The sequence below is a fragment of the Desulfomarina profundi genome (assembly GCF_019703855.1).
GTDB lineage: Bacteria > Desulfobacterota > Desulfobulbia > Desulfobulbales > Desulfocapsaceae > Desulfomarina > Desulfomarina profundi.
The window spans coordinates 1300937-1313346 of the sequence record NZ_AP024086.1; the positions used below are offsets into that span (position 1 = coordinate 1300937).

Here is a 12410-nt window from a genome sequence, read left to right on the forward strand (position 1 = left end):
TGATAAGGAACTTCCAGAGGGGGAGGAGCTATGTTTGATAAAGGCGCGCTGAAGGGCATAAAGGTTCTTGATCTGTCCAGGATGCTGCCGGGGCCATACTGTTCCATGATACTTGCAGATCATGGTGCTGAGGTTATTGCCGTTGAGAGCAGAAGATTCCAAGGGGATGGGCTATTTTTCAATGATCTGAACAGAAACAAACGCCATATGTCCCTGGATCTGAAAAACAGCAAAGGGTTGGAGATTTTTTTTAAACTGGCCAAACATGTGGATGTGATCATCGAAGGATTTCGGCCCGGTGTGGTTAAAAGGCTCGGAGTGGATTATGGGTCTGTGAAAAAAATTAACCCCTCAGTAATTTATTGTTCAATTACCGGTTATGGTCAGGATGGACCTCTGGCCGACCGGGTTGGACACGATATCAACTACCTTGCCCAGGCCGGAATACTTGATCTTATTGGTCCTGCAGATGGTGCTCCGACAGTTCCCGCGGTCCAGTTAGCCGATATAGCAGGTGGCAGTCTGCAGAGTGTTATTGGAATTATGATGGCCCTTTACGCCCGGGAAAAACATCCCGAAAAGCTGGGCCAGTATATTGATATTGCCATGGCGGACGGGATGATAGGTTTCCATGCTCTGCCGTATTTTCTGGAAAAAGAGACTGGACAGGTACAGAAACGTTCCAATACCATGTTGTCACACAGATATGGTTGTTATAATACTTACAAGACGGCTGATGGCAGATTTTTGGCAATAGGAGCGGTTGAAAACCGCTTCTGGAGCAAACTCTGTGAGGTTCTTGGAAAACCTGAATACGGAAAAGCTCAATATGATGAAAATGTCCGGGAAGAAATCATTGAATGGCTGAGGGAAACCTTTCAGAAAGAGCCGTTAAGCAAATGGGACAGCCTGTTGTCCGCTCTTGAAGTTTGCTATGCACCGGTTCAGACAATGACAGAGGTGTTCAGAGATGAACATTTTCTTGAGCGTTCGATGGTAATAAAAAACAAAGGTGCGGATGGTTCAGATGAGGTGAGTCTTGGCCCTGCTGTCAAGCTTGGTGGAACACCCGCTTCACTGAGAACTGAGCCCCAGGGTTTCGGTCAGAGCACTTCAGAAATATTACAGGAGCTTGGGTTCGGGATAAAGAGATCCGGGAATTTTATCGGTTGAATGTTGTGTAATATTGGTTAACCAGCATTTCTCATGAAGAAAAAATAAAAAAGACCTGGAAGAATTTCTTCCAGGTCTTTTTTATTTCAGATCTATTTATGGATATATCTTATTCTTCAGCATGGACATAGAATGGCCATTTATGGAAGAACCATTCGTTCCACAACAGTGGAATAATCCACCAGAAGTTCCATATTAACGATTCGCCATGGGCAAAACGATGGGAGAATTCTTCCATATGATGATTGCCGAGTCCCCAGTGACCGAAATTAGCGTAGTAGAAAATCCAGTAACTGACAGCGGCGAAGGCGAGAACGCCGATAGTCCGAAGAAAGAACGCCGGCCATCCGTCTACATCCAGGCCGAGGGCCAGGTCATCAAAATAATGGTGCCAGATGAGGAATGGAATCAGGGTAAAACCGGCGATTTCTGCTGAATGCAGCCAGAGAAAACGCTGAACTTCAGCGGCACCTTTAGCTTCTTCCAGGTGATGGAAGGATTCTGCAGGAACCCACATGGGTATGATTTTCATACAGAACAGGGCTACAAGGTATGCTCCGATGAAGGAGAGGATTACACTGATAATGCCTTTCAGCGGTTGTGGTGCCGGGATGAGACTCCAGGGCTTCATACGCCACACATTAACTGTCATGAACAGGATGATAATCGCCCATTCCCACCAACCGAAAACCCAGTGAACATGCCCAGTTCCACCTAACGCGGTCCACCAGGGTGCGCTCAGAACGGGGCCCTTGAAAACCAGGCCGAAGAACGGCAGAATAAGGATTGTGTAGGCAAAAAGTGTCAGAAAAGTTCCCCAGCCGAGCTCGGCAAATCCGGCAGCCGGTTGTTTAATATTGGATGGTTGTACCGGCCATTTGCCAAAGAAAATGGTGGAAACAGGATAGGTGTAAAAACCTATGAGAACAAAACAGACAACCGCGACCTGGGCAAGTTTGCCGGGTTTTCCGAGTTCGTCAAGGCCGTAATAGCTGAGTACATTCATACCCAGCCCAAGAACTCTGTAAAAAATTACATCAATCACAAACCAGACCAGTATAACATTGGTTATGGTCATGATAATACCGCGCATCGGCTGTGAGATGTTCTGGAAAGGCCAGTCGCCCAAAAACATGTGCTGCCAGATACCTACCAGAATCATCATGGCAAGGTACATTACAAAGGGGTAGGGGAACCAGCCGATCGGCCCCCGTGGATCACTCAGGATATACCAGGTGGCCCAGGCAATACCAAAAAAAGTGAAAAATGAAATAATGCCGGTTAAGGGTTGTCCCCATCGTGGTTTCAACTGTGCTGCAGCCATACGATCCTCCTTTGAAAATTTGAGTAATAATTACTTTCCACCTTGCCCAACAAACAGGTAAAGCATGATTTTCTTATATCGGAACATCACAATCTGGTTACGCGGTTAACTTCAACCGAGCGCTCAGTCATTTTTAATAACTGACAAAATTTTTAACAGCAATTGTTTCACAGAGTGAAACGGCACTGAAATAATAACAAATATTATTCTGACTAAGCGCTCAATCAATTTCCCTGATGATTAACAGAAGATGAATTTTTGTCAATCATTATTTGTAGAAAAATGAAATTGAGCGCCTGGTCACTCTTCACATATTTCTTCTGTACTGGCCCCCGACTTCGTAAAGTGCATTGGTTATCTGACCCAGGCTGCAATGCTTTACAGTCTCAAGGAGTTCCTCAAAAATATTTCTGCCTTCCAGTGCCGTTGTTTTCAGGTTTTCAAGGGCGGCAGGACATTCATTTTTGTGGCGTGCGTGAAAATCAGCAAGACGCCGGATCTGTTTGTCCTTTTCTTCATCTGTTGCCCTTGCCAGTTCCAGGCAGGCATTTTCTTCATCGTAGTTGGCGTCTGGATTGCAAAAAGTGTTCACACCTATGATCGGATATTCACCGGAGTGCTTTAATCCCTCGTAGTACATGGATTCTTCCTGAATTTTTCCACGTTGGTATCCAGTCTCCATTGCACCGAGAACACCGCCACGATCAGTAATACGATCAAATTCCACGAGAACAGCCTCCTCCACAAGATCGGTCAGTTCTTCGACAATAAAACTTCCCTGATTCATATTCTCATTTTTGGCCAGTCCCCATTCATTATTGATAATGAGCTGGATGGCCAAAGCCCGTCTAACAGATTCCGCACTGGGTGTTGTAATGGCCTCATCATAGGCATTGGTATGCAGGGAATTGCAGTTGTCATAGATGGCACAGAGGGCCTGCAGGGTAGTGCGAATATCGTTAAATTGAATCTCCTGGCAGTGCAGGGATCTTCCTGAAGTCTGGATATGGTATTTCAGACGCTGGGAAGTCTTTGAAGCGTTATATTTCTTTTTCATGGCAAGGGACCAGATGCGTCTGGCAACACGACCAATGACCGTGTATTCCGGATCCATTCCATTGGAAAAGAAGAAGGAGAGGTTGGGAGCGATGTCGTTTATATCCATACCTCTGGCCAGATAATACTCCACATACGTAAAGCCATTGGAAAGCGTCAGTGCCAGCTGAGTGATGGGGTTGGCCCCGGCTTCTGCAATATGGTAACCGGAAACGGAAACGGAATAGAAATTTTTGACATTGTGGTCGATAAAATACTCCTGAATGTCTCCCATCATTTTCAGTGCAAATTCAATGGAGAATATACAAGTGTTCTGCCCCTGGTCTTCCTTGAGAATATCGGCCTGGACGGTACCACGAACCGTTGAAAGTACATCGGCCTTGATTTTAGCATATTCATCGGCGGAAGGTGCCTTGCCGGTTTTATTTTTGAACTTATCAACCTGTTGGTCAATGGCGGCATTCATGAACATGGCAAGCATGATAGGGGCCGGACCGTTGATGGTCATGGAGACAGAGGTGGTGGGAGCGCAGAGATCAAAGCCGTCATAGAGAACCTTGATATCATCCAGGGTACATATGGAAACACCTGAAGTGCCGATTTTACCGTAAATATCGGGACGGGTGGCTGGATCCATACCATAGAGGGTTACTGAGTCAAATGCCGTGGAAAGCCTTTTTGCTTCTGAATTTTCAGACAGCAGCTTAAAACGGGCGTTTGTCTGTGCAGGACCACCTTCGCCGGCGAACATTCTGGTGGGTGCCTCTCCGGTTCGCTTCATGGGGAAGACTCCGGCGGTATACGGAAAATAGCCGGGGAGATTTTCTTTACGCATCCAACAGTAGAGATCTCCGGGATCGGTAAATTTGGGCAGAGATATCTTAGGGATCTTTGAGTGGGAGAGTGAACGGGTGTATAGAGGAACTCTTATTTCACGGCCACGTACTGTATAGACGTATTCGTCTCCACTGTAGGCCTGTTTGATATCGTGCCAGCTTTGAATGATGTCCTCTGTTTCAGGAGTTATCTGCTTTGCTGTCTGTGAAATTTTTTCCTGAAGAAGATCACAGAGAGGCTGGTACGTTTCCTCTTCGCAATCGATCATATCGAGACTTTCCGAAAGGTGGCGGCGTTTTCTGACCCATTCAGACTGCTCTTCTGATTCCTTGTGGTAAGAGCGTACGGTACTTGATATTTCAGCGAGGTAGCGAATACGATCTGAAGGAATGACAATAGTCTTGGAGGAAGATGTTTTCGACTGAGGTCGGGGCAGGGACGGCTGCAGTTTTAATGATGTTTTTTCAGCCAGCATATCAATAATGGCGTGGTAGAGTGCTGTGGTACCGTCATCATTGAACTTTGAGGCGATTGTGCCGAAGACAGGAAAATCCTCAGGTTTGGTATCCCATGCCTTTCTGTTACGCTGAACCTGTTTACGGATGTCACGGATGGCATCGTCACTGCCTTTCTTTTCAAATTTATTGACGACAATGCAATCTGCATAATCGAGCATATCGATTTTTTCGAGCTGGGAGGGGGCACCGTACTCACTGGTCATGACATAGATGGAAAGATCCGAGAGGTCGGTGATCTTCGAGTCGCCCTGGCCGATTCCCGCGGTTTCAGCAATGATAAGATCAAACCCGGCAGCCTTTGCCACTGCTATTGCTTCAGGCAGCGCTTCAGAGACTTCTGTGGAAGAGTTCTGGGTGGCAAGACTGCGCATGTAGACATTGTCGGAGGAGGTGATGGAGTTCATGCGAATCCTGTCACCCAGAAGAGCGCCACCCGTTTTTCTCCGTGAAGGATCACAGCAGATAATTGCAATGGAAATATCCTTGATATCATGGAGAAAACGGACAATTATTTCATCAGTCAAAGAGGATTTTCCTGCACCCCCGGTTCCCGTAATACCAATAACAGGCGGGTTGTTTTTTTCAGCAATCGGGGCGAGTTGAGCCATGAGAGTTTCCAGCTCATTGCTGTCGGTGCTTTTGGCCTTCTGGACAGCTGTAATAAACCCGCCAATAGCCTTTGGGTTTTTGGTATCCAGGGTTTCGGGGTCAAGATCATGGAAGGGCAGGGTGGAAAAATCCATCTCCCGGATCATATGGTTGATCATTCCCTGTAACCCCATAAGACGCCCATCTTCAGGGGAATAGATTTTTGTAACTCCATACGCTTCAAGTTCCTTGATTTCGTCGGCAACAATGACACCGCCTCCACCACCAAAGACCTTGATGTGGGATGCATTTTTTTCCTTGAGAAGATCAATCATGTATTTAAACGCTTCCATATGCCCGCCCTGGTAGCTTGACATGGCGATTCCCTGGGCGTCTTCCGCTATGGCGGTTTCGACAAGTTCCTGGACGGATCGGTTATGGGCTAGGTGGATAACTTCAACACCGGAATCCTGAAGAATTCTGCGCATGATATTGGTTGAAGCGTCGTGGCCGTCAAACAGGGAGGTGGCTGTAATGGCGCGAACTACATTCTCCGGTCTATATATTTCCACTGATGCATTCATTGTTTCACCTTCTTCTCTGGGAAAGTCTCAGCCGTGACTGTTTCCCATCGCAGCCGGGACCTTCATTGTTCGTTTTATCCCTGAGGATTAATATACCCCAGAGTATGAACGCCCTGACAGTGCGGGCCAGCCAGGGCCTTTCTTCAAACAGAGCTGCCCGTATCCGTAACATTGTTACGGCAGGGTAGATACTGCTGGTTGTTTTTCTTACCTAAAAACCGCATGATGAATTCGGTTTGCTGTTCGATGTATTCATCTATTGTAAAATATTTTGCAAAATACCACCGCCTGAAAGCCCAGGTATGACCAAGAACGGAGATATTATGTCCGATCAGGTTGATTGTATGGTCATCCAGGTCAGGAATTTTTCCTGAAATTCTCAGCTCCTTCATGGCCTCGATGAACAGGTCGGTAATACGCAATTCGGCTTCCAGAACTTTTTTCTGCCATTTTTCCGGCAGAAACTGTGTCACCTGGTACATCAGCAGGACGTGATCACTCATTCTCTCACAGACCAGAAAAAACTCCCGAATCACCTCTGCCAGAGCACAGCCGTTCTCAACAGGCCTGGCCAGGGCTTCCTTTATACCTCTTTCCACTTCGGCATGAATGGAGGTGCATACCAGGTAAAGCACATCGTCCTTACTGGAAACATATTCATACAGTGAACCGGTGGACATTCCTGTTTTTTTGGCAAGAGCCCTGGTTGTTGTTTTATGATAGCCATGTTCTATAAAAAGCTTGACAGCAACATCAACTATCTTCCTTCTCCTTTCCCTGACAAGTTCCTTGTTTTTTATATGGGTTGCTACTTCACGTTCCTGATCGTGGTTTTCCTTCATGCAAATTGCTCCAGATGTCGCCTTTTTTAATAAACTTCAAAAAATCGTACCTGAATCCTGAGTTTCAGAAAGTAAATTCACTCGTCATCCGGGTGGAATGACTATTTCCTATGCCCCGGAGGATGAGTAGTTTTTAGGAGTTTGTTTTATTATGCATCTCCATTAAACTTGTAAATTGCAGGATTCGGGTTGTACTTAAAATGGTCGGAAAGATTTTCATACTGTTTATCTTTCCGACCCGGCAGGGTCTACCCGGAAAAAATCAGGGAGTTAAAGGCTCTTTATTTTCTCTGTCAACAGAGGGACAAATTGCTTCAGGTCTGCAACAACCAGGACATCGGCAACTTCGCCTATAGGAGCGTCCTTGTCCGTATTGATGGCCACGATAAAATCCGATTTCTTCATTCCGGCAAGATGCTGAATGGCTCCGGAAATACCACAGGCCATATAGAGTTTAGGGGCGACACTCTGCCCTGTTGTTCCCACCTGTCTATTATGCTCAACCCATTCCGAATCAACAACAGGACGGCTGGCACCATAATCTCCACCCAGCGCTTCGGCGAGGTCGGCGATAAGGGTAACATTTTCCGGTTTACCGATACCGCGGCCGGCACTGACAATAATTTCTGATTTGGAAAGATCCACTCCGCCCTGTTCAGCCTGTTCATAACCACTGAATTCAACTCTTGCGGCAGGACTGCAATTCATCTCAATTACTTCCGGTGTACCAGTCGGGTCATCGGGAAGGCTGAAGGCTCCGGCCTGCAGGGTGATAACACATTTTTCGGTGCCGCTTTTGACGGTACGTTGTAATTTTGCATTACAGGCTGGAACAATATAATTCCCGTCAACAATTTCCACTACCTCCGAGACCTGGGCTGCTCCAACTGCAAAGGCAATCCGGGGTGCAAGATCCCAGCCATAAGAGGAATGACTGAAAACAATCACATCTGGATTTTCCTTTTCAATCGTTTCCAGGAGGAGCTGTTTATGACCGTCCGGATCAAATTCTCCACAGCTTGCAACATCTGCCAGGTAAAGTCTTCCATCATATTGGGGAAGATTATCTTTATTTCCCACGAGAAACATGGCGCTTTCAGCGCCAAGCCGTCCAGCAAAACCTATGAGTTCGGCGTAGCTGCCGAGGATTTCTCCATCTTTGTATTCTGCAATAAGTAACGCTTTCATCGGGAACCTCCTTTAGGCCAGCACGCCGGTTTTTTCTTTTAGAATTGAAATCAGTTGGTCAGCAAGTTCGCCGGCATCACCCTCAAGAATCAGACCGGTTCCTTTTTTCTCGGGATAAGCAATTTTTTCGGTCTGCAGTTTGTTTTCCACCTGGACAATCTCTTCCACAGGAATGGAAAGGAGTTCCTTTTTCTTGGCCTTCATGATATTGGGCAGGGTCGGGTAGCGGGGAGTGTTCAGACCGAGCTGACAGGTGAATACCGCAGGTCCACTGACACTGACCACAGCCTTGACTCCACCTTCCAGTTCACGCCTGGTGGTGACTTTTCCTTCAGTGTATTCAAAGTCAACGATGGTTGTAATACAGGGAAGGGACAACATCTCGGCTACGAGGACACCGACCTGGGCTGAACCTCGATCCTGAGACTGCATCCCAGTGAAAATATACTGAAAATCTTTATCTCTGGCGAATTCTGCGATAATTGATGCAACGGTGAAGGGATCTTTTGCTGAGATGGCATCATCTACAAGATGTACTCCCCGGTCACATCCCATGGCCAGCGCCTTTTTCATGGTTTCCTTGACCTTGTCCGGGCCGATACAGAGAACTGTAAGATCCGCATCTTTTACCTGCTCTTTGAGTCTGACAGCCTGTTCAACACCGTATTCGTCATATTCATTCATGCGCCAGGCGAGATCAGCACTGTCGTACCATTTGTTTTCACTGTCAATTTTAAACTTCGATTCCATGTCAGGAACCTGTTTTATGCAAACTAGAATTTTCATTGTTTTTCTCTATTGCAAAATTTATCTGAAAACCCTTAGCGAAAGGTCGTTTTACTGTAGACGGAATTTTAATTGTTTTAAGTCATAAGCCTTATTTACAAAAAATACGAGCTAAGCTGTGTATGGGGCATTTTTGATATCACCTGGTGAGGTTTGTGCCAATAACCAGTCTCTGGATTTCACTGGTACCCTCGTAAATTTCAGTAATTTTTGCATCCCGCATCATTCTTTCTACCGGAAAGTCACGGGTGTACCCATAACCGCCGAGAATCTGTACCGCTTGGGTTGTAACCTTCATGGCTGTTTCACTGGCCATCAGCTTTGCCATGGCAGAAGCCTGGGAATAAGAAAGTCCGTTGCTGGCTTTGTAGGCAGCATTGTATACGAGCAGTCTGGCGGCTTCTATCTGTGTAGCCATATCAGCAAGTTGAAACTGCACGCCCTGGAAACGGGCAATAGGGGTATCAAACTGTTTGCGTTCTTTGGCGTATTCAAGAGCAGCATCCAATGCGCCCTGGGCAATACCGATGGCCTGTGAGGCGATCCCTATTCTTCCACCATCAAGGGTTTTCATGGCGATTTTAAAACCATGACCCTCTTCACCAAGTAAATTTTCTGCAGGGATTTCACAGTTTTCAAAAATAAGTTCCATTGTAGGTGAACTGCGGATACCAAGTTTCTGTTCTTTTTTTCCAAAACTGAACCCGGGAGTTCCTTTTTCTACGATGAAGGCACTGATGCCGTGATGTTTTTCGGCTTCCTTGTCGGTTCTTGCAAGGACGACATACACTTCCGCTTCACCACCGTTGGTAATAAAAATTTTAGTACCGTTGAGAATCCACTTATCACCCTTTTTCACTGCAGTGGTCTTTGTTCCCCCGGCATCAGACCCGGCGGATGGTTCAGTTAACCCGAAGGCACCCATTTTTTCTCCACTGGCCATGGGGACTAAAAAGGTCTGTTTCTGTTCTTCACTGCCAAACAGGTATATGGGGTTGGCCGCCAGTGAAAGGTGGGCGGAAAGGGTGACTCCGGTGGAGGCATCTACCCTGGATAACTCTTCAACGGCAATTGAATAACTGATATAGTCGGCCCCCGCGCCACCATATTCTTCAGGAAAAACTATACCTGTCAGGCCCAGTTCTCCAAGTTTGTCAAACATCAGTTGGCGATCAAATTTTTCCTCTTCATCCCTTTCTTTTGCGGTGGGCGCGACCTCAGCTTCAGCAAATTCACGAACCATGCTTTTTATCAGGCTCTGTTCTTCAGTTAATTCAAAGTTCATTATGATTGCTCCGGGGATTGTGATCTTTTCTTTTTATTTTTGAAATGCATGATTGAGTGTCTTACTCCTGAATTCCTGTCATAAAAAACAAGAAGGCAGGGAAGGTGTTTTGAAATTAAATGATCAGGTTTAATTCCAAGGCACTTATACCCCTTGTGGGGTGTTAGTTTTAAATATTTTTACAGAGCAGACGGCGGGAGATTATTCCCGCCGTCTGCTGAACAACAGTTGAAGATTATTTTTTCTTTGAACTCAGTTCCGGGAAATCCCAGTAGAAAAATTCATTTGTCTGGGCCTTGGTTCCGGCTTCCTGCTTTTCAACTTCCTGTTGACGAAGTTCAACCCGGCGGATTTTTCCACTGAGGGTTTTGGGTACTTCCGGTACAAATTCAATGATTCTTGGAATCTTGAATTTGGCGAGAATGTCGATGGTATGCTTGAACAGTTCGAGTGCCAGTTCCCGTGAGGGTTCATAGGAGGCATTCAGAATAACAAAAGCTTTTACCAGTTGATGGTATTTCTTGTCGGGAACACCGACAATCGCGGTTTCAGCAACGGAGGGATGCTCCATAAGGGCACTTTCCACCTCAAAGGGACCGATGCGGAAATCAGATGACTTGATAACATCATCACTTCGCCCGACAAACCACCAGTATCCGTCTTCATCAAAGGTTGCACGGTCACCAGTATAATAAAAATTATCCCTGAAGACATCAGCCATTTTGTCCGGATTGCCAATATATTCGGTAAACAGACCAATTGAACGCCATTTATCAAGTTTAACTACGATATGCCCAACCTCGTCCGGCTTGGTGATAACATTTCCTTCATCATCGGCAAGAGCCACGTCATACATGAAGGAAGGCTGACCGAAGGAACCGGATCTCATTTTGCCGTTCATCCATGGGTGGTTGCCGATCATTGCTGTGGATTCGGTCTGGCCGTAGAAGTCACGAATTTCGGTACCTGTCAGTTTCTTCCATTGGGAAATAACTTCCGGATTAAGAGGCTCACCGGCTCCGATGGACTGACGCAGGTTGGAGAGGTCATATTTGGACGTATCCAGGTTGATGAACATTCTCCATGCTGTTGGTGGCGCACAGAAAGTAGTAATTTTGTGGGTGGAGATAGCATCAAGATAGGCGTCACCATCGAGAGTCGTAAAATTGAATCCAGAGGCGGAGGCGCCAACATTAAACGGTGCAAAAAAGCTTGACCAGGCCCATTTAGCCCAGCCGGGAGCCCCGAGATTGTGGTGGACATCGTCCGGACGGATACCAGTCATAACTGAAGTTGAGAGATGACCAAGTGGATAGGAAGTTGCGGTATGACCGACACGTTTTGGCAGTCCTGTCGTTCCTGAAGTAAAGAAGCAGAAAAGCAGATCGTCCGATCTGGTTTTTGCAGCCTCAGCTTCCGTTGCTTCTTTTTCCAGCTCAGTGTAACTTGTCCATCCTTCTTTGTTTCCGCGTACCAGCTTTATTTTCGGGGTGGCACCGGTGAGTTTCAGGGCTTCATCAATGAGATCAGCATAGATTTCGTCCGCAAGTATTGAATCGGGAGCATATGTCTCGAATCTGAATTGCAGTTCACGTAAGGTCATGGTGGTGGCAGTGGGTACCGCAACAAGACCGCCCTTAATACAGGCATAGCTGGTAAACCAGGTTTCGGGAACAATCGGAACCATCATATACATGTTGTTTCCTTTTTCCACGCCTGCTTTTCTCAGGGAATTGAGACACTGGTTTCCTCTGGCAGCGAATTCACTGTAGGAATAGGTAGCACTTTCCTTGGTTGCCAGGTCAGCCCAGACCAGAGCCTGACTGTCACCTCTTTCCTTCACGTGAAGATCTTCAAATACCTCTTCTGCCCAGTTGAAATATTCCGGAAGCTCCATGGCGTTCAGTTTTTCAAAAAATGCCTTCGCCGTATCCCTTTTCTGGTCATTGTCATCCATCAAGTTCAGGTCCATCACTTCCTTATACAGACTTTTCATACTCATAAATGACTCCTTGCAATATTGATTTGAAAGTAACTTTCAGGGTGTGAATACACCCTTTTTTCTTTGACCAAGTGGCAAACTGAGCGCTCGGTCGGTATCCTTGGACGCAATAGATAATATATATTTATGTTTGTCAAAGGTTTTTTTTATTTTTGGGAAATGTTAAATGAATTGAGAATATGAAAGAGTGGAAATCATGGTCAGGATATTGAAGAGTTCATTAAAAA

Annotated in this window: 8 protein-coding genes; 1 reads left to right on the plus strand and 7 read right to left on the minus strand. The window is 46.2% G+C overall.

The annotated features are described in order from the left end of the window. Positions 1–30 precede the first annotated feature (30 nt). Positions 31–1173, plus strand: a complete 1143-nt coding sequence (locus tag LO777_RS06065; RefSeq protein WP_228856640.1) for a CaiB/BaiF CoA transferase family protein — start codon at positions 31–33, stop codon at positions 1171–1173. A 109-nt stretch (positions 1174–1282) separates the two neighbouring features. On the opposite strand, the gene LO777_RS06070 is transcribed toward LO777_RS06065, so the two are convergent. The 7 genes from LO777_RS06070 to LO777_RS06100 all read right to left on the minus strand — a co-directional run bounded on the left by LO777_RS06070 (position 1283) and on the right by LO777_RS06100 (position 12183). Further along, positions 1283–2497: a hypothetical protein gene (locus tag LO777_RS06070; protein ID WP_228856641.1), complete on the minus strand. Its 1215-nt coding sequence runs from the start codon at positions 2495–2497 to the stop codon at positions 1283–1285. A 307-nt stretch (positions 2498–2804) separates the two neighbouring features. Then, positions 2805–6080, minus strand: coding sequence for a fused isobutyryl-CoA mutase/GTPase IcmF (gene icmF / locus LO777_RS06075; RefSeq protein ID WP_228856642.1), 3276 nt, complete (start codon positions 6078–6080; stop codon positions 2805–2807). A 143-nt stretch (positions 6081–6223) separates the two neighbouring features. After that, on the minus strand, positions 6224–6922 hold the full coding sequence (locus LO777_RS06080) for a TetR/AcrR family transcriptional regulator (protein ID WP_228856643.1): 699 nt from the start codon (positions 6920–6922) through the stop codon (positions 6224–6226). A 270-nt stretch (positions 6923–7192) separates the two neighbouring features. Next, on the minus strand, positions 7193–8110 hold the full coding sequence (locus LO777_RS06085) for an electron transfer flavoprotein subunit alpha/FixB family protein (RefSeq protein ID WP_228856644.1): 918 nt from the start codon (positions 8108–8110) through the stop codon (positions 7193–7195). A 12-nt stretch (positions 8111–8122) separates the two neighbouring features. Then, a complete protein-coding gene (locus tag LO777_RS06090) occupies positions 8123–8896 on the minus strand; it encodes an electron transfer flavoprotein subunit beta/FixA family protein (RefSeq protein ID WP_228856645.1) in 774 nt (257 codons plus the stop codon). A gap of 139 nt (positions 8897–9035) precedes the next feature. Further along, a complete protein-coding gene (locus tag LO777_RS06095) occupies positions 9036–10181 on the minus strand; it encodes an acyl-CoA dehydrogenase (protein WP_228856646.1) in 1146 nt (381 codons plus the stop codon). A 235-nt stretch (positions 10182–10416) separates the two neighbouring features. Further along, positions 10417–12183 carry an AMP-binding protein gene (locus LO777_RS06100; protein ID WP_228856647.1) on the minus strand — a complete coding sequence of 589 codons (1767 nt, stop codon included), beginning with the start codon at positions 12181–12183 and terminating at the stop codon, positions 10417–10419. Positions 12184–12410: the final 227 nt, after the last annotated feature.